Source organism: Sphingobacterium spiritivorum (assembly GCF_016725325.1).
Taxonomy (GTDB): Bacteria; Bacteroidota; Bacteroidia; order Sphingobacteriales; family Sphingobacteriaceae; genus Sphingobacterium.
On the sequence record NZ_CP068083.1, the window covers coordinates 1,392,944 to 1,417,260 of the forward strand.

General features: G+C 39.3%; 9 protein-coding genes. 1 reads left to right on the forward strand and 8 read right to left on the reverse strand.

Features of this window, described 5'->3' with window-relative positions:
• Window positions 1-160 precede the first annotated feature (160 nt).
• From I6J02_RS05680 to I6J02_RS05715, 8 genes are all read right to left on the reverse strand, one after another.
• On the reverse strand, window positions 161-1,618 hold the full coding sequence (locus I6J02_RS05680; RefSeq protein ID WP_236582313.1) for a SusD/RagB family nutrient-binding outer membrane lipoprotein: 1,458 nt from the start codon (window positions 1,616-1,618) through the stop codon (window positions 161-163).
• A gap of 13 nt (window positions 1,619-1,631) precedes the next feature.
• Complete coding sequence (locus I6J02_RS05685) at window positions 1,632-4,871, reverse strand: SusC/RagA family TonB-linked outer membrane protein (RefSeq protein ID WP_201680828.1); 3,240 nt, start codon at window positions 4,869-4,871, stop codon at window positions 1,632-1,634.
• A gap of 524 nt (window positions 4,872-5,395) precedes the next feature.
• Window positions 5,396-7,348 (reverse strand): OmpA family protein, encoded by a 1,953-nt coding sequence (locus I6J02_RS05690; protein ID WP_201680829.1) that lies wholly within the window; start codon window positions 7,346-7,348, stop codon window positions 5,396-5,398.
• 66 nt (window positions 7,349-7,414) lie between these two features.
• Complete coding sequence (locus I6J02_RS05695; protein WP_201680830.1) at window positions 7,415-8,425, reverse strand: type IX secretion system membrane protein PorP/SprF; 1,011 nt, start codon at window positions 8,423-8,425, stop codon at window positions 7,415-7,417.
• Window positions 8,426-8,462: 37 nt separating this feature from the next.
• Window positions 8,463-10,052, reverse strand: coding sequence for a gliding motility-associated C-terminal domain-containing protein (locus I6J02_RS05700; RefSeq protein WP_201680831.1), 1,590 nt, complete (start codon window positions 10,050-10,052; stop codon window positions 8,463-8,465).
• Window positions 10,053-10,083: 31 nt separating this feature from the next.
• Window positions 10,084-11,508 carry a CshA/CshB family fibrillar adhesin-related protein gene (locus I6J02_RS05705; RefSeq protein ID WP_201680832.1) on the reverse strand — a complete coding sequence of 475 codons (1,425 nt, stop codon included), beginning with the start codon at window positions 11,506-11,508 and terminating at the stop codon, window positions 10,084-10,086.
• 4 nt (window positions 11,509-11,512) lie between these two features.
• Window positions 11,513-13,972 (reverse strand): hypothetical protein, encoded by a 2,460-nt coding sequence (locus I6J02_RS05710; RefSeq protein ID WP_201680833.1) that lies wholly within the window; start codon window positions 13,970-13,972, stop codon window positions 11,513-11,515.
• Window positions 13,973-13,977: 5 nt separating this feature from the next.
• Window positions 13,978-21,567 (reverse strand): hypothetical protein, encoded by a 7,590-nt coding sequence (locus I6J02_RS05715; protein WP_201680834.1) that lies wholly within the window; start codon window positions 21,565-21,567, stop codon window positions 13,978-13,980.
• A gap of 562 nt (window positions 21,568-22,129) precedes the next feature.
• On the opposite strand from I6J02_RS05715, the gene I6J02_RS05720 reads away from it, so the two are divergent.
• Complete coding sequence (locus I6J02_RS05720; protein WP_201680835.1) at window positions 22,130-24,286, forward strand: O-antigen ligase family protein; 2,157 nt, start codon at window positions 22,130-22,132, stop codon at window positions 24,284-24,286.
• Window positions 24,287-24,317 lie beyond the last annotated feature (31 nt).

The following is a 24,317-nucleotide window of genomic DNA, read 5'->3' on the forward strand; positions in this document are numbered from 1 at the left end:
CTCCTTTCTTTCTATTTTTCTTTGATAAAACGCAATGCATGCATAATAAATGAGTAAAATAGTTCTATTGCCTCAACCTGGTATTTGTAACAAAAAAAAGCGGCCGTAAAATTTACGGCCGCCTTGCTTGCGTTTTTATTATAGGTATCCTGAGATCTTATTATTTAACGTCCCACCACACCGGATTGGAAACGCTGATTGTACCCGGATATTTGGCATTGGTAGTTGCCTCACTATTCGGATATACCATTCTTACCGGAAACAAACCAGCTCCGATAATAGATTCTTTTGAAACGGTGAAGAAGGTTGGATATCCTGTTCTTCTCCATTCATTCCAGGCTTCAAATCCCTGAAAGCCACACATGGCATAATATTTCTGTGTAATAATAGCTTTCAATTGCGCTTCTTCTCCTGTTCCAAGCTCTGCATCAGGAGCTGAAGTGAGGTATGCGTTAGCTTCAGTAGAAAGCCCTACTGCTTCAAAAGCAGCACGTACACCAGATTCGTACAGTGACTGTACAGAACCTGATCCCCAACCCTTCAGGGCAGCCTCTGCCTGCAGGAAGTAACTCTCGGCCTTAGAAATAAGTTTAACAGGTGCTAACGCAGAATTTGGAATGTTGGCATTTGCTCCCACTATTGCCGAAGGTGGCGAAACCAGTTTTCTATTCATCCCTCTGTATCCTCCCTGAGCGATCCAAGCAATTGTATCCTGACCAGAAATCTTTTCAAACAATACGAACTGTCTTGGATCATTATTTGCTTTGAAAGCATTGATCACTGTACCACTTGCAACAACATTCTGCACGCGTCCTAAAGCAACCATTTCGTTGTACATAGGATTTTCATTACCTCCTGTAGTAGTATATGCAATGGATACATCTTTAGAAATAAAGGAAGGATTAGTAGCATATAATGCTTTGATTCCCGCTTCTGCTTTCGCAGGATTAACATTGGAGATTCTCAGATATGCCCGAAGTTTCAATGTATTTGCAAAAGTAATCCATTCATTTGCATCTCCTTTGAACAACATGTCCTGGTCACCCGGATTATTCGCTATTGATGTATTCAAAGACTTTAATTCACTTATCCCTTTATCGATATAAGTAAAGATACTATCGTATACCACCTCTTGCTTTTCATAAACAGGATTCAGATTATCTCCAGCTTTTAACGCTTCGGATAAAGGTACATCACCGAATGCATCCGTCGCCAGCTGAAAAGCATATGCTTTTAGAATGTAGGCCGTTGCCCTGTATTGTGCATGTGTAGGTCCTTGTGTATTAATAATAATCTCTGCATTATTTAATGCCCCACGATACAGATTAAGCCAGGCACGATCTGAATTCGTACCTCTCATATTGTATTGATCTATGGTCTGATATTGAGACGAAGACGGGTTTTGAGTCCAGTACTGTGCCCACATGTTTCCATAGGTCTGAAATTGATTTCCGACAACCTGACTTATTGAAGCTTCTACAGAAGGCAATAAAAGGCTAGGGTCAGATTTTTCCGGATTATTTGGATTATCATTAATATCCAGATATTTATTACAGCTTACCAATGCTGCAGATCCCATTACTGCAGCAAAAAGCAGTGATTTAATATTTTTTCTCATTGTTTTCTTTTTACTAGAATGAAACCTTAACATTTATTCCATAATTTCTCAGAGAAGGCTGAGCAGTATAGTCAAATCCTTGTGCATTGCCCGCTCCTGCAGAGTTTACTTCAGGATCCGCATATTTATTTTCACTCGGAGTCCAGATAAACAGATTATTTCCAAACAGACCTACTGACGCACTACCGAACGGTGTATTTTTCAGTTGGTTTTTAGAGAATTTGTAAGAGATTGCCAAACTACGTAATTTGACATAAGAGGCATCTACCACATTTAATCCGGCTTCTCTGGTTGGGAAGTAATCCACTTTATCGTATGTTGCAGTAGTATTAACTATACTGTTACCTGCATCATCCAGATAAACTGAATTAGGGAAAATCTGACCAAATCGATCTCCTCCTGTCTCTTCAGAAGTACCTGTGAAAGCCATGATATCTCTTGTTCTTGAGAAAAATACACCTCCATGTTTCATATCAAATAAAGCGTTCAGTGACCAGTTTTTGTAGTTTACGTTGGTTCCTAAGGAAGCCTGAAACTTCGGATTGTAACTCCCTAAGTACTGAGGTTCGTCTGTGATTACCGGCAAACCTGTTTCTGCGTCAACAATTGTTCTTCCTTGTGCATCTGTTGCGTTTGTTACCGCATAAAACTCACCATATGGTTTACCTTTTGCTGCTACAATAGACATTCCGCTAAATCCACCTAAAGAAACCTGATCTACACCTTCCATCAGTTCTATTACCTTACTGTTATTTTTAGTGAATGTACCCATCAGTTCCCATGAGAAATCTGCTGTTTTAACCGGCGTACCTCTCAGAGATAATTCGATACCTGAGTTTTCAACTTTCCCTGCATTAATAACGCTGAATCCATATCCTGTAGAATTCGGGATCGGAATACTTAAGATCTGATTTTTCGAACTGTTTTTGTAGTAAGAGAAATCTAAAGATAATCTGTTAGCAAAAAATCCTAACTCTGTACCCACCTCATATGAAGTAGTGATCTCTGGTTTCAACAGAGCATTACCGATAGTTGAACTCGACATTAAAGCAGATACATTACCAAAAGGGAATGTAGTCGTACCAAAACCACCATTAATCTCTCCTCTGGAGAATGTGGTAATTAACTGATAAGGATCTGTATCATTACCTACTTTCGCAATATTAGCTCTTAACTTACCATAACTCAGGATTTGTCTTGCTTCAGGTGACATCAGTTCAGAGAATACAAATGAACCGCTTACACTTGGGTAGAAAAATGAATTGTTGGCTTTTGGTAAAGTTGAAGACCAGTCATTACGTGCTGTTGCCTGTAAGAACAAATAGTTTTTATAAGATAAATTTAAGTCGGCATATACCCCAACCAATCTTCTTTTACTCCATGAATCTTCAATCAGATCCAGTGGTCCGTTACTGTTTGCCAGATTATACCATCCCGGCATCACTAGTCCCGCACTCGCATTTGTAGCGGTGCTATTATTAGTAGTCTGACGCTGACGGATATTGTTTCCTAACATTAAAGAAGCTTCAAAATCATCGTTAAACTTATGATTAGCGGTAACCATGAAATCATGAATAATTTCTGTTACATTAAACTGGTCAATGCGGTATTGGCCTACTTCAGTTTGTTTATTTGCGGATTGAGAATAATTATCCGTCGTATTGTCTGCCGGAGCAAAAGTAAACTTAGGAGATTCTGACCGGCGTCTGTCTGAATAGTGGTCTACACCAATACGTTCTTTAATATCCAACCATTCAAAAGGCTTGTATCCCACATTTACATTACCCATAATGCGGTTTACATCATTGAAGTTATTATAATTGTCCAATACCCAATATGGATTCATAGAATATGCACCATAGTAACCGTATAGATCTTCTCTCAGGTTACCGGAAGCATCTCTAATCTGGCCATAACCGTTGTACGGGTTTGTCAGATCGCCCATATCCGAGACTGGAATATCTCTTGGGGTCTGCAACAAATTATTGTAAACAGATCCACCTCCTTGCCCTCCGGCAATATTATTACTGTTTATTTTATTGTAATTCGCGGAGATTCCGGCATAGAATTTATTAGAAAATTCTGCTGTTCCATTGAAACGAACTCCGTATCTGTTGTATGTATCTTTTTTACCCGGATACACACCATTTGAATTCAGCGAGTTAAGACCTAAGTAAAATGTTGTCTTCTCACCGCCACCGGACAAACTCAGGTTATTATCAGAAGCAACTCCCAGATCAAAGAAATCTCTTACATTATTTTTGACCGCTGAATATGGTTTTGTCTGACGGACTCCGTTAATGGCTTGTCCCCACTCTTGTGTTTCTCCGGTAAAAGGAGCACCCCATGACCAGTTTTCTTTTGGATCGTTTTCGAATAATACATTACCTGCATCGTCATAGTAAGAATATCCTTGTCCATATTGATTTTGAAAATCAGGAAGTTTCAGAATAGAGGACAGTGTATTTGTACTGTTAAAAGTGATCTCGGTTTTACCTGCACCTTGTTTCCCGCTTTTAGTCGTAATGATCAACGCACCGTTAGATGCACGTGATCCGTAAAGAGCAGCGGCAGCCGGACCTTTTAACACTGTCATGGAAGCAATGTCATCTGGATTGATATCATTTCCTCTGTTACCAAAATCGACACTGCTCAAAGAAGAAGCTCCACCAATTACACTGGAGTTGTCAATTGGTACACCATCAATAACGATCAATGCCTGATTATTTCCGGCAATGGAAGATCCTCCTCTTAAAACAACTCTTGAAGAGCTTCCCGGTGAGTTGGATGTGGAAGTGATGTTAACACCAGCTACTTTACCCGCTAACGAATTGATTGCACTTGCATTTTTTCCGGAAGTCAGCTCTTCATTGTTCAAGGTAGGAGCTGAATACCCTAATGTTCTTTTTTCTCTCTTAATTGCATTTGCTGTTACGACAACTTCTGCCAGTGCATTGTCCTGATCGTCTAATGACACATTAAATGAAGTTGCTGAAGGAGATACAACAATAGTCTTTTCGTTAAATCCAATTGAACGAAATACCAGTGTCTTTCCTGCCGGAACATTTAACGTGTAATTACCATTTGCATCTGTTTGTGTAGCAAGGTTTGTCCCTTGTACAACAACAGTAACACCTGGTAAAGCCTGTCCTGTAGCGGAAGTTACTTTACCACTAATTTTCTTCTCCTGACCAAATGCTACTGAAGTCAGTATCATTGTCCCAACGAGAAAACTGAGTAATTTTTGTTTCATCTGTTGTTTTTTAATTAATTATATGATGTATTAAAATGCATCCAACTTATTGTAATGGTCTTCAGATTAGTGTAAACCATATTATGCCAACAAAAGCCATTTGAAATCCATTCTATCAGATCCGCAAAAGCGAATAAATGGTAGAGAATATAGTTGAGACTATCCTTATTGGGGAGAGCAAATATATAAACGCACTGTTGTTATTGCAAGTATTTTAACATTACAGACCTTACGTTTCATTATTTTCAGAATACGAATACAAAATTTATGTTTTTGAAAAAAGAATATAGTTTGGAATGTATTGACAAAAACAGAACATCAAACACAATTAACACTTATTAACAAAATTTTTAACAAAATTTTAACAAGACAAATTTTATACTCAGGAATGTAAAAAAATCGTAACAAAAGCAATTATTGTATAAGCAATATATGTTTTGACTTATAAATATCAGAAAAGTTACAAAACAAAAAAAGTCCGCTATGATAAGCGGACTCCTTCAAGGTTAATAAATAGGTAGTTATTAATACGCTAATACTTTTATTTCGGTACGGCGATTTGCCTGATGTTCAGCTTCTGAACATTGTACGCCATCTGCACATTTATTGACAAGTTTACTTTCACCATATCCTTTAGCAACAATCCGATCACGCGCTATGCCGCGGCTTACAATATAGTCTACTGCTGCCTGTGCACGATTCTGAGACAACTTCATATTGTATCGTGCGGTAGCGCGGCTGTCCGTATGGCTGGAAAGTTCGATCTTCAGTGTAGGATTATCCCGCATAGTTCTTACGAGTTGATTAAGGATTGGCTTGGCGTCCTCCCGAATATTATATTTATCCAGATCGTAATAGATATTTTCCAGTACGAAGCTTGTTCCTTTTTCTATTACAGGTTGTAAACGAAGAGTCAGCCTGATCGTGGTATCTTTTTGAGGATATAAGGCCGCAATAGCCACAGAATCCCCGTGAAACTTAACTTTTTCTGCCACTATACGATAGTTGGTACGGGCATCTAACGGAAATGTAAACGCACCGCTTGCATTACTTAGCCTTCTTAACACCACCTGTCCGTTATCATCCAGCAATGTAAGTTGTACATCTTCTATCTGCTCTGAAGTCACTTTGTTAAGTGTCTGCCCTTCCAGGCGGATAATAATTTTTGGTTTATCGTACGAAAATGAGTATATATCATCCAATCCTTTACCTCCGTTGCGATCTGAAGATACATATCCGTAAAATGAATCAGGACTGTCACTAACCATCACATAGCAAAAATCATCGGAAGCTGAATTAACGGGAAAGCGCAGATTTTGTCGGCTATGGAATGAATTCTGCTGCCCTTCAGCAACAAATACATCCAGCCCCCCCATACCTGCAAAACCGTTACTGGAATAGTACAATTTATTGCCGAATACTGAAGGAAACATCTCATCTCCGGCAGAGTTAATCTCTTCTCCTGCATTTACCGGAGTACTCCAGCTACCATCTGCCAGACGAGTGCAATACCAGATATCTACACCACCTTTACCTCCGGGCATATCTGAAGCAAAATAAAGTGTTTGTTCATCATCACTCAAGGCTGCATGTCCTACTGAATAGTTCTTTACATTATTATAAGGAAATGCGGTTTCGGTCCAGCTATCTCCTGAGCGGGTATAGATTAACAGTTCCAGATTGTGCTTTTTAAACCTGTAATTACCTGAACGCTGTTTCTCAGCATCTTCTCCCGGATGAGTACGGGTAACGAAGAGTACATTTTCTTCTTTATTAGCGGCTACAGGTCCTACGTGATAAGGTGCATTATTAAATACATCAGGCAAGATACTTGGATATTTTAAGGTAATACCATCAGCTTCTTTGCTTGAAGAATAAATACGCAGATAAGGGCGTCCTGTCATACCTGACGTTTTCCCATCCCATCCACTTGGCTCGCCGACATACAAGACACTGTTATAAAGCGGTGTGGTACCAAATTCAGAGTAACGTGTATTGATTGTTTCTTCATTCTTTAGCTTATGAAGGGTTGGATTTGCCATCCATATCACTGCAGAGTCTGCTCCTTGAATCGCAAGAGCTACTTCAGCAGTTTTTCCGGTACGGGTACCATATTGGGCAAACTGTTCCTTTGCTGCTGCATAATTACCGTTCTTTTTAAGTGTTTCAGCATAGTTCAGTTGGGACTGATCCGAAAACTTTCCTCCATCAATTACACGGGCATACCAGTTTTGAGCTAACGCATAATCATTAATCCGGTAATAGCATTCTGCAAGGCGTTCCATATCCTGTACACGAGGTTTCTTCGTGTCTACCAGTTTTTCATAAATCCGCGAAGCATTATAATATTCGTACTGATAGTACAGTTTCTCTGCCGTAGAACGGAGGCTAATCTGCTCCTGCCCCTTGACAGAAGTTAACCCGCCTATCAGGAGTATGGTGAAAACGAGTAGCCTATATATATTCTTTACCTTCATTGTATTTGTATGTGATCGTGTATGCTATACTATATAAATCTCTCTCCCGGTATCTTTCTAACAGTACTAAAAAAACCGTGGACTCAGATACTGACTTGCTCCTCTACGACCAAATGTAAGCCCCAGTGTAATCTCATGGGATCCGTTCTGTAATCCGCTCATTCTGTTAATCATAGCATCGTAAGAGTATCCGATACGAAGGCGCTCTGTCGCGTAGAACTGCGCAATACCTGTGATCGCATTCGTTGCGCTTAATTTGTCTACGGTTCGATCCTGGTATGTACGGTTGAAGATCCGGGCACGTGTACGGTATCCCGCTCCGATCCAGAATTTACTGTTGAATACGAACATAGCATTTACATCCAACGAAGTAGGTCCTTTAAAATCTTCTTTGATCAGCATACTTGGTCTCAGGTGTACGCCCTGACTCAATTCGAATAAGGCTCCTGCAATCAGATAACCACTGATTGTACGATATAAACTTTCCGAAGTATTTTGGTTAAACCTGTAATCTGATCCCGAATTTGTTCCATTGAACAAATCCTGAACGGAAACCCCTGCATACCAACGTGGATTATAATAATATACACCTAAACGAATATCCGGAGCCCAGTCTGATATTTTGCCTGTCGGAATGGTTGGATCTCCGGGTTGATTCGGATCCAGCTTATTTCCATCAAGACTATACTGTGTAACTCCTCCTGCAATACCAAGACTTAATCGCTGGGTATCTTCTTCATCCAGCTGAAGACGGAAAGCATAATTGCCATATATGGATGTCGCCGCTTGAGCACCCAGTTTATCAGCGGTGATATTCAGCCCTACACCATGACGTTTGGATACGGGATCCACTACTCCATCGATAGATACTGTACCCGTTTTCGGAGCTCCTTCCCAGCCCGTCCACTGGCTACGCAAACCAACCTGTGCAAACCACTCTTCTTTGTATCCGGCATAGGCCGGATTGACACTCATCGAATTGAAGATATATTGTGTAAACTGGATACTCTGCTGCGCCTCACCTATACGCAGACCTAGTATTCCCACAACCATCAGTATATATTTTCCGTATTTCATCTCAACTAATTTTGATGTCGATTCCTTATTTCTTTATCTAATTCCGTTTGATCAGCACGTCCCCTTTAAATATACGGCTTTTACCATCTTTCACCGCTTCGATAATATAGAAATAGGTGCCAGAATTAAGGCCGCTACCCTCCCATCTGTTATCATAGCTGTTATTGCGGTATACTTCATTTCCCCAACGGTTCACGATAGTCACTCCTATACGGTCATAATATTCATAACCGATAATTTCAAAGTAATCATTGATTCCGTCTCCGTTAGGAGTAAATACATTCGGAATATGCAGATCACGGGCATTTACATTAATGGTAACTTTGCCTGTATCAGAAAGACCGTTTTCATCCGTGATACTATACTCGAATTCATCCACTCCAACAAAGCCCGGGTCCGGAGTATATGTGACGGTTCCATCTATATTTACGGTAATCTTACCGTGCGACGGAGGTCTTACTATCGTTACAGATGATACGACTATCGGGCTGGTTCCGGCCTCATCATTCTGCAGAATATGGAATACATTCTCATTTTTTGTATAGTCATCTGCGTAAGGCAGATCAAAGGTATCGTCATTGGCAACAGGTCCTTTAAAACTTAACTTGGTCATCCAGGTTCCTGAAATGGTTCGGGCAGCATAAGTTTGAAGGCCTTGTCGTGTGTGCACTCCAGCAGATTCCAGCTTAGTCACATCTCCTACCCAGTTACCGTTGCCTGTATACTGCATAATTTCAGCTGTTTTATCGACATACATCTTACCGTTAGTGATTGACTGATGGATAAGTGTATAATCTGAAAGCAGGTTTTTATCAGCGAACACATGCCATACTCTGTCCATACCGATTTCCTTATCTTTAAGTTCTATATTTGCGCCTGCAGCCTCATAATCTACCACTCCGACATAAAGTCTGGTCTCTCCCTGAGGAGTCAGAATTGCAGGTGTATAACTGCTCTCATCAATACCTACCGGAAACAGGAATTTCTCTCCTGTTTTTAAACTTTTAATCAAAAGACTCTTCGTAATATTACCTGTAACCACATATCCATTGATATTCTGATTAGGACTGTTGACACTGCCTGCGTTCAGCAATTGTGCTTCAGCTCCCAGTACAAGCTCATATCCATTCAGCAGAATATCTCCGCCCTTAACATTGAAATCTATATTGGAAGCAACTTTCAGGGCTGCAATATTATCTGTCGTCTCTTTCAGGTTATATCCCGGATCGGCTATATCGGCCAGCTTAACATTTGAAGGATTATCTATGATGATATTCACAGCAATAAATTCTCCGTTATTTCCGTCAATAACTGTTGCCTGATTTCCCCAACCGGCATAGTATGGATTAGTCCCCGGATCTTTTAGAATCAGTTTACCTGTACCACGAATCTTGGCAGTAGGTGCTATCCAGATTTGTTTACTATACACATACAGATCTCCGTTGATCTGCCAGTCTGCATTAGGACCAATATATAGACTTTCTGAATACAAAACATCTGATGTTCCTTCAGCTACCACCATACGTCCGTTGTCTGAAAACAAACTTTTCTTACCATCCTGTGCAAACCCTTTGAGCGCGAATGGTAACATCAGAATTAACAAAAATATTTTTATCTTATTGATCATATCAGTTCTTGTTAGAATGATTCATTCCTTTTTATTTTCTGCCTTTACCAGGCAGCATCGGATTTGTTATTGCCGATCCCTGTATAAATATTCTATGGTCTTCTACCTCTCCTCCAACAGCGCTTCCTGTCGCCACTTGTAGTTCATTAAGGTTATAACCATATCGCAATCTTACATATGTACTTCTTATCACACGATTTTGCGGAACGGTCCACGTAAGATTCACCGTAGTACCGGAAGCCGGAGCTGTAGCAACAGCTCTTTCTGACGCATCAAAGACACCATTTTGATTAAAATCAATCCATCCGGCAATATATCCGTCTCTGTAAGCTTTATAAGGAATAGCTACCGATATAGTTTGATTTGGATTATAATACAGTTTATAAGAAAAACTTTTATATTGAGCAGGCCATGCATCTTCTTCATTAACACCTGCTATACCGTCATTATTATCTCCCATTGCATCTTTACTGTACAGCGGTTTATTGTCAGCATCAGGACCGGTAGTTCCCAGAAAACCGGAAGTAGCTGTTTCAAGGCCTCCAACCTGATAGGATGTAGTATTTAGATTGACAACAGTATTCACCGGAATATTATCATATTTGACGTTCAATGCATCAATCATATGAAGGGGGGTTCCATAGCTTTCAGGAGCGTCACCACCATCTATAGCCGGAGGCAATAGTCCTAAAGAAATCGCAGTTAACCCTCCCCCCTTAAGGGTTACATCAAATGATACACTCAGATCAGTCCCCTGAAAAGCCTGCTCATTAAAGGTCAGAAATGCCACAGCACCTGTGTTGTTGTCGTTTCCTTTTAAAAAGGATAATTTCTGCTTATTTCCGGTTAGATTATCCTTTCTTACTTCATAAGCAGTAGAAGATGTATTCTTTTTTAAATCCACGATAGACCATGTTCCGGAAGCTGTAGCTGTGAAATTTTCTCTACTTGCCAGTGATTCAGCGTCACCAAGTACCATTCCGTTAAGCCGTACCGGTACTCCGTCAATGGAGGCTTTGCATGTCAATGTAAAACTAACAGAGGCACCATCTGTGGTATTCCGGATACCACTCACCAGTTTATTATTAGATCCGGTGCCACCAATATTATACATATCATCCATTGAATCCCCGCTATAATTTCCCGGAGCGTAACTGTTGATCAATCCTACCAAATTAGAAATTGTTGCCTGTATACATAAGTAACGTCCTCCGCCCATATTAATAGAAGCATAAGAAGATGATCCATTATTAAGTGTCTGATTATGTTTTCCATACGTATCAGATGCAACTTGTGCACCCCATGTCAACCAGAGTACATTATTTTTATATACGCTACTTCCTCCTGTAGCAAAGGCTGCTGTAGCAAATTGTCCGGAAGGAAGAGTACACTGCCCGGAAGCATTTAGCTGAGCAAAAAAGCTACAAATCAGAACAAATAATAAAATCTTTCTCATACACTTATTGCCTACGGGCCCTATTGATCAACATGGGGTTAGTTATTACCTTACAGTTTTTCACTCTGATAGTTACGACATTTGTAAATCCGGATTCACAGGTATGTCCTGAGGACAAAGATACTGTGATTCTACGGAACTGCGTGGTTTTATTTAATTTACCAGGCTGTAGTGTTGAGGAAGTTCCGGCAACACTATTCCAGGTTGATCCACCATCTAAAGATTGCTCCCAACGATACGTTAGCGTAGTATTTCCTGATATGGTACCATTCTGAACAGAAGTAATTAGTTGTGGTACGGCATTTTCACATATCACCTGATTTGCACCTATGCTACCCGCAGTAGGCACTGGCTGCACAATCACCTGAATAGGCGTCATCGGTCCTTCACAATTACCATTTGTCTGAGACACATAGTATGTAAATGTACCGGCCGTACTGGTTGAAGGTGTAGGTGCATTTGCCAAAGGTACACCTGTAGTCTGTGTATACCATCTGAGGATATTCGATCCGTTTGCTGTTGCAGTAAGAGGTACTGCCGTTTCACCCAGACAGTAATATACAGGGCTAGGGGCAACAGGAGCAACAGGTGGAGCAACCATACTTATAGAGAGGCTGTTATTCCCTCTGTTGGCTGCCGGCTCCAATTCGGTTGTACTCGTAGAAGTTCCGGAAAGATATTTCACAGAAGTCTGGTCCGTATACGCTGTTACTCCACTATTCGGTTTTATATTATACTTGATTGGATTAGGCGCAACTATTCCTGATCCCAGAGCTAATGTAGCGGTGTATGTATAAGTAGATCCGGATACAGTGCGGGTCCATCCACTGTAATCAGATGCACTTTGCGTAAAGGTAACATTGGACGGAATCACTTTTGTCACTACGATTCTGTTAGCCGTTGTTGTTGGCTGATTACCCTTATTTACAACTTTGATTTCAAAATTGTTTCCTGCACCGGGGTCTATACAAGCATCAGGAACATTACTTAATAAGGTAAGATCCACATCTTCTGCTATTACCGGAGTATTAACGACTGAGGTATTATTTTCCAGATCCTGATCGGTAATATCTGTAGGCATTACGTTGGTGGTATTTGTAAGAATATTTCCAACCGGAATTTTATTCAATGTACCAGTAACGGTTATTCTTCCTGTGGTCTTCTTTGCTAAGTTTAACGATCCGGAAAATTCATTCGTTGCAGAAGTTGCAGGAAGTGTAGTTCCTGCTGAAAATCCGGAATAGGAAATACTGTTAATCGTAAACATGTCAGGAGTAACCAGATTTCCGTCTCCGTCTGTTATCTTGTCCTTAAAATCAATTTTTGTCAGATCCGCATCAGTATCGTTAACAACTTCTATGGTATAAGTTACCTTATTTTCACTTCCTGTGCCTGAAATACTTCTTAGTATGTCTTTATCCGCTTTTTTCACAACCCTGAGGTTTCCCGGAGTTGTTACTAACAGATTACGCAGTTCATGAAAGTTGACTGCCCATCCTGTGGAGGCCGCAAAACCTAATTTCAGAATTGCTGGTGGCGGTTCTGTGGTCGTATAGGTGATCAACTCTTCAAAGTCAGTCTGCCCTTCACGTTTCCATCTAAGTGTAATACTATACTTGTTTCCTGCAATTGGAATAACCTCCAATTGCACTCTTCTGTAGAACACAGCATCTGTAGGTCGTGATGTAGGATAAGATCCTGTACTTGTTCCGCTACTTTTGTTATAATCAATATGATTTTGCCAGCCATTTCCCAGAGTTCCCGTATAATTAGCCGGAATATCTGTTTTTGTACCTGTACCCGACCCGGAGATATTCACTCCTTTCAGAAACGGATTTGAGGTAGCATCATCTGCTGCTGTCGTACTTCCTCTTAAAGTAATGGAGTTTGGCACTAACTGATTGGCTCCGGTGAATTTATTCGGTGCATTTTTATTTGTAAAATTACCAAAAGCATCAAAACCAATACCAATATAGCCATTTTTCAATCCGGTGTTATTACTCGGAGCTTCCTTATTACGGGCATATCCCAATGAACCTCCATACCCACCAAGGGCAAATTGAGAAGCTGTAGTCGTTCCGTCAAAAAGAAAAATAGAAAATCCGTCCCCGCCATCATTTAATCCGCCACGGCCATCTTTGGTTCTCCAGATTTTATATTCAAAATCCGCAATAATCCCCAGTGAAGATGGAAATGTCTTATTTATAAAAGCGTATCCTTTTTTATTCTGATCATCCGGAGTCAATCTTAACCATCCTGCACCTACAGGATCTTCCTGACCAGAGGTAAGTTTGGCGTCATCACCCAGGATAATATCGGGACTTACAGCTCCTTTGAAATTCTCTGTTATTGTAAATTGTGCCTGCGCATTTTTTTGCATAAAAAAGAATGCAATAGCCAGGACTGTCATTTTTAAGACAGTCCTGAATTTAATGTTGTGCGTATTCAAATTTACTTGTGTCATTTTTATTATGGTTTTACAGCAAACACAATATTCATAAATGATCCGATTGTTACATCAGCATTTGCTTTTATTGTATAAGTCAGAATACCTGCATTACTTACAGACACACTCGCAAATACATTTGTATCATACCATGTAATATAGTAATCTAACTCACCTGAAGGTAGAACCGGTAGCGCTGTTGTAACAGCAGCGTTCTGAGCCATTGGTGTACTAAATTGCTTTTTGTAACGGTCATAAAGATTGATCGTTCCGAAAGACTCCCCTGATACACCCGTTTCAGCTACAAACTGATCTGCTGCTGTAGGAACGATAATAGAAGGCATATAGAAGAATTTCGGCATAGTCGCTTTAACTTGTTTCAATACGCCGTTTGCATCAGCTACGACTACTCTATCTGTACTTATTCCATTTGTACCGTTATAAGCCGCTGCAGCTGTATTCTGTAATCCTGCCACCGCAAGCGTGTTTGTCGCTGTTGCTGTAATAGTAGTTGCTTTTGTCAGGTTACCACCAAGCTGTACATTATTTCCTGTTTTTGTCAAACCGTTATCTGCAGTTGTATTATCTGCCAATGTAGACTGCGCAACCCACTGTGCATTTGCACCTGTAGCATCTGTCACTAACACTTGATTTGCTGCTCCCGGTGCAATCTTACCTGCAGTAACATTCTTATCTGCTAATTTAACAGTTGTAATTCCGGCATCCGCTACTTTCACATTTGCATCAACCAGTGTCGCTCCGCTTCCTGCTCCCACAACAATTGATCCATCTCCTGCTGTCAGATTCTTAGCATTTGTAAGATTGGTTGCAGAAATAGCCTGATAAGTAACCGTTCCATCCGCGTTTGCTGTAGCCACTTTTCCGGCATCAGCAGCGGCTGCACCTAATTTCGCAGCTGTCACATTTTTATCGGCTAATTTGATAGATGTAATTCCCCCATCAGTAACCTTTACATTTGCGTCGACTAAAGTTGCTCCTGTTCCAGAAGCGACTGAAATAGATCCGTCTCCTGCTGTCAGGTTTTTAGCATTTGCTAAGTTTGTAGCAGAAATTGCCTGGTAAGTAACCGTTCCATCTGCATTTGCTGTAGCCACTTTTCCGGCATCGGCTGCTGTTGCGCCTAACTTGCTTGCCGTTACTGCTTTTGCTTTAATATTAGCTGTAACATCCTTTAACAGAGCTGTCGGTGCATTAGCAGACAGATCCAGATCTGTTGAAGTCAATGCTTTACCTCCTGTCACACCTGTTACGTCTACTGAAGGTACTTTCGGAGTCCAGTTTGTACCATCATATGTCAAGACCTGATTTGCAGTTGGTTTAGTTGCGCTTACAGGTGTGCCTTGAATTTTTTCTACTTTAGTTGCGTTTGCTGCACCGGTAACATCACCTGATAATGCAAGAGTCGCAGGGTTTGCAGATACCGTATAAGTAGTAGTATTCGTTCCCTGAGTAGGTGTAACAGTGATACCTGATCCTTCAGCAACTATCGTTTTGTGCTGACCCGCCTGTATTGCATCTTTCAGATCCACAGAAGCAGAAGCTACTCCATTTACTGTAGTTACAAGTCCGGTTCCGGTGATTGTATTACTTACTCCGTTTACAACCGGCGCTGTAGCAACCTTACCGTTTACTGTAGAAGTAAGGGTATTGGTACCATTATTTGCTAATGTATTTGTGGTTTCAGGAGCAATGGTAGTTTTATCAACCCATTTAGTCGTTGTACCTTCAGTTACCAATACCTGACCATCTGTACCTGTAGTGATCTGATTATTTGTTACTTTACCCCCAATATTCTGTAAACTTAATTTTGATTCATCCACATCTATAGAGAAAGCTTTCAGAGCTGCTCCGGTTGGAGTTCCTCCTAATACGACTTTGTTCGTTGCTGCAGTAACATTTTGACCTGATATGGAAGTGCTTGGAATAGCATTTGAATAGGTTACATTACCATCCTTATCTGCAATTGCAACACGTCCGTCTGTTCCTGCTCCGGCAGTTAATTTATCAGATGTAACATTTTTACCTGCTATTTTAGCTGTAGTAATTCCTCCATCAGCAACTTTAACATTTGCATTAACTAATGTTGCTCCGGTTCCGTTACCCACTACAACTGATGCGTCTCCTGCAGTCAAATCTCCTTTTGTGCCTTGAATAGTTTTAATCGTAGCAAGTAATTCATCGATCGCACCTTGTACATCTTTTGACGTCAAACCCGAAGTCGTATTATTATAGGTAATATGATCTGCATTTGTATTGATTGTAGTCAATACATTTCCTTCCGCATCTTTAAAAGTATAAACCCCGTTTGCAAAAGTTACATTAACCATACCTGGATCTAGAGTTACCTCTTGTTGTTTTTCATTTTTATATGTATACGTACCGTTAGCATTCTTTACTAAGGTAGTAACAGTCTCGTTCGCTTTTACAATGTTTGAAATGTTGATCGTTTGTGTAATGCCGTTATCATCAAGGTAAGTGAAGTTGGAACCATCGTAGTAAACATTACCACCTACATTCTTGATCAGGTTGGTGATCGCATTGGTAACATTCGAATCGCCTAAGATGTTGTTGAAGTTGTTGATAACATCTGCTGGTACATTGATTGTAGTCGTAGTACCGTTCTCTGAAGTATACGTGTATGTACCGTTTCCGTTATTTACTAAGGTAGTAACAGTCTCGTTCGCTTTTACAATGTTTGAAATGTTGATCGTTTGTGTAGTGCCGTTATCATCCAGGTAAGTGAAGTTCGAACCATCGTAGTATACGTTACCACCTACATTCTTGATCAGGTTAGTGATCGCATTGGTTACATTCGAATCGCCTAAGATATTGTTGAAGTTGTTGATAACATCGGCCGGTACATTGATCGTAGTCGTAGTACCGTTCTCTGAAGTATACGTGTACGTACCGTTTCCGTTATTTATTAAGGTAGTAACAGTCTCGTTTGCTTTTACAATGTTTGAAATGTTGATCGTCTGGGTAGTACCGTTATCATCCAGGTAAGTGAAGTTGGAACCATCGTAGTATACGTTACCACCTACATTCTTGATCAGGTTAGTGATCGCATTGGTTACATTCGAATCTCCTAAGATATTGTTGAAGTTATTGATAACATCGGCTGGTACATTGATTGTAGTCGTAGTACCGTTCTCTGAAGTATACGTGTACGTACCGTTTCCGTTATTTACTAAGGTAGTAACAGTCTCGTTTGCTTTTACAATGTTTGAAATGTTGATCGTCTGTGTAGTTCCGTTATCATCCAGATAAGTGAAGTTCGAACCATCGTAGTAAACATTACCACCTACATTCTTGATCAGGTTAGTGATCGCATTGGTTACATTCGAATCGCCTAAGATATTGTTGAAGTTGTTGATAACATCGGCCGGTACATTGATCGTAGTCGTAGTACCGTTCTCTGAAGTATAGGTATATGTACCGTTTCCGTTATTTACTAAGGTAGTAACAGTCTCGTTTGCTTTTACAATGTTTGAAATGTTGATCGTCTGTGTAGTACCGTTATCATCCAGGTAAGTGAAGTTCGAACCATCGTAGTAAACATTACCACCTACATTCTTGATCAGGTTAGTGATCGCATTGGTTACATTCGAATCGCCTAAGATATTGTTAAAGTTGTTGATAACATCGGCCGGTACATTGATCGTAGTCGTAGTACCGTTCTCTGAAGTATAGGTATACGTACCGTTTCCGTTATTCACTAAGGTAGTAACAGTCTCGTTTGCTTTTACAATGTTAGAAATGTTGATTGTCTGTGTAGTACCGTTATCATCAAGGTAAGTGAAGTTGGAACCATCATAGTATACGTTACCACCTACATTCTTGATCAGGTTGGTGATCGCATTGGTAACATTCGTATTGCCAATGATATCATTGAAGTTGTTGATAACATCTGCTGGTACATTGATCGTAGTCGTAGTACCGTTCTCTGAAGTATACGTGTACGTACCGTTTCCGTTATTTACTAAGGTAGTAACAGTCTCGTTCGCTTTTACAATGTTTGAAATGTTGATCGTCTGGGTAGTGCCGTTATCATCCAGGTAAGTGAAGTTGGAACCATCGTAGTATACGTTACCACCTACATTCTTGATCAGGTTAGTGATCGCATTGGTTACATTCGAATCGCCTAAGATATTGTTGAAGTTGTTGATAACATCTGCTGGTACATTGATCGTAGTCGTAGTACCGTTCTCTGAAGTATACGTGTACGTACCGTTTCCGTTATTTACTAAGGTAGTAACAGTCTCGTTCGCTTTTACAATGTTTGAAATGTTGATCGTTTGTGTAGTTCCGTTATCATCCAGATAAGTGAAGTTGGAACCATCGTAGTATACGTTACCACCTACATTCTTGATCAGGTTAGTGATCGCATTGGTTACATTCGAATCACCTAAGATATTGTTGAAGTTGTTGATAACATCTGCTGGTACATTGATTGTAGTCGTAGTACCGTTCTCTGAAGTATACGTGTACGTACCGTTTCCGTTATTTACTAAGGTAGTAACAGTCTCGTTTGCTTTTACAATGTTTGAAATGTTGATCGTCTGTGTAGTTCCATTATCATCCAGATAAGTGAAGTTCGAACCATCGTAGTAAACATTACCACCTACATTCTTGATCAGGTTAGTGATCGCATTGGTTACATTCGAATCGCCTAAGATATTGTTGAAGTTGTTGATAACATCGGCCGGTACATTGATCGTAGTCGTAGTACCGTTCTCTGAAGTATAGGTATATGTACCGTTTCCGTTATTTACTAAGGTAGTAACAGTCTCGTTTGCTTTTACAATGTTTGAAATGTTGATCGTCTGTGTAGTACCGTTATCATCCAGGTAAGTGAAGTTCGAACCATCGTAGTAAACATTACCACCTACATTCTTGATCAGGTTGGTGATCGCATTGGTTACATTCGAATCGCCTAAGATATTGTTGAAGTTGTTGATAACATCTGCTGGTACATTGATCGTAGTCGTAGTACCGTTCTCTGAAGTATACGTGTACGTACCGTTTCCGTTATTTACTAAGGTAGTAACAGTCTCGTTTGCTTTTACAATGTTTGAAATGTTGATCGTCTGTGTAGTTCCGTTATCATCCAGATAAGTGAAGTTCGAACCATCGTAGTAAACATTACCTCCTACATTCTTGATCAGGTTAGTGATCGCATTGGTTACATTCGAATCGCCTAAGATATTGTTGAAGTTGTTGATAACATCGGCTGGTACATTGATCGTAGTCGTAGTACCGTTCTCTGAAGTATACGTGTACGTACCGTTTCCGTTATTTACTAAGGTAGTAACAGTCTCGTTCGCTTTTACAATGTTTGAAATGTTGATCGTCTGGGTAGTACCGTTATCATCCAGGTAAGTGAAGTTGGAACCATCGTAGTATACGTTACCACCTACATTCTTGATCAGGTTAGTGATCGCATTGGTTACATTCGAATCTCCTAAGATATTGTTGAAGTTATTGATAACATCGGCTGGTACATTGATTGTAGTCGTAGTACCGTTCTCTGAAGTATACGTGTACGTACCGTTTCCGTTATTTACTAAGGTAGTAACAGTCTCGTTTGCTTTTACAATGTTTGAAATGTTGATCGTCTGTGTAGTTCCGTTATCATCCAGATAAGTGAAGTTCGAACCATCGTAGTAAACATTACCACCTACATTCTTGATCAGGTTAGTGATCGCATTGGTTACATTCGAATCGCCTAAGATATTGTTGAAGTTGTTGATAACATCGGCCGGTACATTGATTGTAGTCGTAGTACCGTTCTCTGAAGTATACGTGTATGTACCGTTTCCGTTATTTACTAATGTAGTAACAGTCTCGTTCGCTTTTACAATGTTTGAAATGTTGATCGTTTGTGTAATGCCGTTATCATCCAGGTAAGTGAAGTTGGAACCATCGTAGTAAACATTACCTCCTACATTCTTGATCAGGTTAGTGATCGCATTGGTTACATTCGAATCGCCTAAGATATTGTTGAAGTTGTTGATAACATCTGCTGGTACATTGATCGTAGTCGTAGTACCGTTCTCTGAAGTATACGTGTACGTACCGTTTCCGTTATTTACTAAGGTAGTAACAGTCTCGTTTGCTTTTACAATGTTTGAAATGTTGATCGTCTGTGTAGTTCCGTTATCATCCAGATAAGTGAAGTTCGAACCATCGTAGTAAACATTACCTCCTACATTCTTGATCAGGTTAGTGATCGCATTGGTTACATTCGAATCTCCTAAGATATTGTTGAAGTTGTTGATAACATCTGCTGGTACATTGATCGTAGTCGTAGTACCGTTCTCTGAAGTATACGTGTACGTACCGTTTCCGTTATTTACTAAGGTAGTAACAGTCTCGTTCGCTTTTACAATGTTTGAAATGTTGATCGTCTGGGTAGTACCGTTATCATCCAGATAAGTGAAGTTCGAACCATCGTAGTAAACATTACCACCTACATTCTTGATCAGGTTAGTGATCGCATTGGTTACATTCGAATCGCCTAAGATATTGTTGAAGTTGTTGATAACATCGGCTGGTACATTGATTGTAGTCGTAGTACCGTTCTCTGAAGTATACGTGTATGTACCGTTTCCGTTATTTACTAAGGTAGTAACAGTCTCGTTCGCTTTTACAATGTTTGAAATGTTGATCGTCTGGGTAGTTCCGTTATCATCCAGGTAAGTGAAGTTGGAACCATCGTAGTATACGTTACCACCTACATTCTTGATCAGGTTAGTGATCGCATTGGTTACATTCGAATCGCCTAAGATATTGTTGAAGTTGTTGATAACATCGGCTGGTACATTGATCGTAGTCGTAGTACCGTTCTCTGAAGTATACGTGTACGTACCGTTTCCGTTATTCACTAAGGTAGTAACAGTCTCGTTTGCTTTTACAATGTTTGAAATGTTGATCGTCTGGGTAGTGCCGTTATCATCCAGGTAAGTGAAGTTGGAACCATCGTAGTATACGTTACCACCTACATTCTTGATCAGGTTAGTGATCGCATTGGTTACATTCGAATCGCCTAAGATATTGTTGAAGTTGTTGATAACATCGGCTGGTACATTGATCGTAGTCGTAGTACCGTTCTCTGAAGTATACGTGTACGTACCGTTTCCGTTATTTACTAAGGTAGTAACAGTCTCGTTTTTCTTAACTACTTCAGCCAGGTTTATATTTACAGAATTACCGTTTGCATCTATATAAGAAATCTCATAAGTAGACGGATTGTAGGAAATGTTCGTTGCTCCGGTTGAACTGCCTGCAGCCACCCATTTACTGCCATCGTTGTAGTATATACCAGGTCTCACATCGTTTGCGGACACGGTATTGTATACCATCATACCAGCAATATGTTTATTTCCCTGTAATGGCGCCGGGTTTGTTGTTGAAACTAACTCTACACGTGAAAAAAGAAGCCCTTTGAACTTACTTTCAAGTTCTAGCATAGCATCTTTATTCGGAAGAGCAGATTCTCCCGTAGTAGACCCATCACTGATTTTTTGCTGAGCATACACAGACCCTACTGATACAACGAAAAATAGGAGAAAGAGAGCCAAACGATTTTTCATATTCTGTAAATTATATTTTGCATTTCAGTTATTATCAAATAAACTTTTTACGTCAGAACACATATAAAGAGTCAATCTGATCACGATAAAAACTACCGTGGCTGCAAAACTAATAAAGGTATGAGAGGCTACTTTTTTTTATTTCTATAGTGTAGTTATCAAGCTACAAAATACACGTATTTACATATATTCGTTAAAATTTTATAGACAATCAACTACATTTAACTGTTAATTCTACATTAAAAAATACACTTAAGGCAATAGATCCGGAAGGTAAACGTTGATGACACACCTAATAACAAAATCACAAGCAGCATATAAAAACAGTTCCTGTTGAAAAACGAAACAGCAAAGTATGGGTAACATATAAGGATCACAAGTCCTTAATTAGGTATATCTCAATACTTTTAACAAAAAGTAGCTGAAGGAAATGAGAAATGCATATACCTGTAGCTAAAAATCGATAATTAAGTAATTAATTTTTCTATAATCAGCTGTATAGGAAAATCCGACCAAAAAAAATGTACTTTCGTATAGTTTTGACTGAAGATCACATTCAAAAATGACAAAATCAAAAAAAACTCATAAGAAATCTACCCTGAAAAATGACAACAGAAAATCTACTGATGTCGCCGAATCATTACTTCCTAAAGAATCCGCGCCCAATACTTATGTTTATCTTATTTTCATCGCCCTCTACCTTATTGTAGATATTATTCCACGGGGAGATATTATTGATACGGCTGGTCAGCACAGAATACAATTAGATATCATTAATATCTCTGCGATTATCTATATCTTAAGGAACTTTTCAAAAGGATTTGGTTTTAAGATTTCCTTATTCTTTAAACAGGTCATACCTGTACTATTTATTTCCTTTTTTGTACTATCCGGTATTTCCATCTTTGCCGGTCTCAACAAAGTTGAGGGTCTGTTGGAGTATGCAGGCTATACCACTACATTAATTGCATTCTTTAATATTTTTGCATTACTATTTTTAGCAAAAGATAATATTAAAGCAATCTCCATTATAGTTACCTGTATTGTTCTATACCAATCCGGTGCTGAACTGTATAAATTCATACGGGAAATTAAAACACTTCCGTTGTGGGATGCAGTCAATAATATAAAATGGAGTACGGGTAATAAAAACATTTTTGGTGCGACTTTGATCGTTAAACTATGCTTTGTAGTCTATACTTTTTTACGCACGAAAGGTATATTCAGGTACATCGCGCTGTTAACCTATTTTATCGCCCTGTTGACTTTATTTTTCATTAGTGCCAGAGCTATTTACATTAGTTCTACCCTGATCATTTTATTCATAACTCTAGGCACAACTGTTCTGTATTGGAAATCTGAAAAAAGAAACATTACTCTCCTCCATAATGCTGTTCTCATTTCACTCTTTGTTATCAGTTTCCTGATTGTTGATAATACCCTTACAAAGTATGCTAAAACCGGATCCGATAAACAAGTTAATACAGAACAAACCCAAAACAGCTCTTTTATTGAAGAGCGTGCCCAGACAATTACGGATTTTGATAATGCAGGAACGAATATTCGTCTTTACATGTGGAAAGCTTCGTTAGAAGGCATTAAGGAGCGTCCTTTATCAGGGTTTGGGTTAGGTAACTACAAAATAGAATCGCCAAGAATTACAGGTAAATATTATACATCTAATGTTTTCAACCGCTATAATCACAATGATTTTTTACAGGTTGCTTTCGAAAGTGGGATAATAACAGGAATCGTGTATTTTGGTCTGTTTGTTTTTGCCTTTATTTACACGTTAAAAATTCTTTTCAGAAAAGAATATAATCAGGAAAGGAAATTCGCCGCAATATTGATTTTCAGTGGAATAATCGGATATTTTATAGATTCCGTCTTTAACTTTCCCCTGGCACGCCCCAATATGAATATCATGTTCGTCTTATTATTAGCGATGATCATTGCTAATTATGTAAGTGTACAGGTAAAAACAGATACAACAAGCTATAAATCTGTTTACAAATACATCTATTTCTCTGTATTAATTCTGGCTACAGGAGCTTTTTACATCAATTACATTAATTACAAATCTTACAAAGCCCAGTATCTGATAGATACAGATTCTGACAATGTAGACTATTCCAATCCTCACCCTAAGTATACCTATCAGCAAGTTGAGCACATGTTGTCAGGATCTATTCCCAACCTGGGGGTTGACAGCGAACCTCTGATTCTCAAAAAAGCAAAATACCTTTACTTTGAAAAAAGATATGAAGAGATGCTTGATATCTTAAAGGATTATAATAAAATAAGCCCATACACGGTGTACGATGACAATATGAAAATGCTGATGTATTCCAATATGGGTAAAATAGATTCTGCATACAAATACAGTCAGGTCATGTTTAATGAAAGACCATATAGCTATAATGACTATAAGATGAACATCGAACTGGCTGGCAGTAATAAAGATATCAATGGTGTTAAAAAAGCTTTTAATGCCTTTAATAAATACACACAAAGTCAGGAAGCCTACGAATATTATCTTAAAAATCTACTGAAATCAGAGTTTGATTTTAAATCTGACACAACTATTCTGGCAGAAGGAATAAAGCTGTATCCTGAAAGTGAGACTGTAAAATCCTTAAAGAAATATGTTGACTTCTTAAAATCTTCGAATCTGACAGCGGAACAACTCAAACACATCCTCAATCAGAAGCAAAAATAAATTAAGAAATAGTTTTGTGAATGCAGAATCC

Bases quoted from the DNA above. Each gene is read 5' to 3' on its own strand.
- I6J02_RS05690 (WP_201680829.1), bottom strand. From the start codon at position 7,348: ATGAAGGTAAAGAATATATATAGGCTACTCGTTTTCACCATACTCCTG.
- I6J02_RS05700 (WP_201680831.1), bottom strand. From the start codon at position 10,052: ATGATCAATAAGATAAAAATATTTTTGTTAATTCTGATGTTACCATTC.
- I6J02_RS05715 (WP_201680834.1), bottom strand. From the start codon at position 21,567: ATGAAAAATCGTTTGGCTCTCTTTCTCCTATTTTTCGTTGTATCAGTA.
- I6J02_RS05680 (WP_236582313.1), bottom strand. From the start codon at position 1,618: ATGAGAAAAAATATTAAATCACTGCTTTTTGCTGCAGTAATGGGATCT.
- I6J02_RS05695 (WP_201680830.1), bottom strand. From the start codon at position 8,425: ATGAAATACGGAAAATATATACTGATGGTTGTGGGAATACTAGGTCTG.
- I6J02_RS05720 (WP_201680835.1), top strand. From the start codon at position 22,130: ATGACAAAATCAAAAAAAACTCATAAGAAATCTACCCTGAAAAATGAC.
- I6J02_RS05685 (WP_201680828.1), bottom strand. From the start codon at position 4,871: ATGAAACAAAAATTACTCAGTTTTCTCGTTGGGACAATGATACTGACT.
- I6J02_RS05710 (WP_201680833.1), bottom strand. From the start codon at position 13,972: ATGACACAAGTAAATTTGAATACGCACAACATTAAATTCAGGACTGTC.
- I6J02_RS05705 (WP_201680832.1), bottom strand. From the start codon at position 11,508: ATGAGAAAGATTTTATTATTTGTTCTGATTTGTAGCTTTTTTGCTCAG.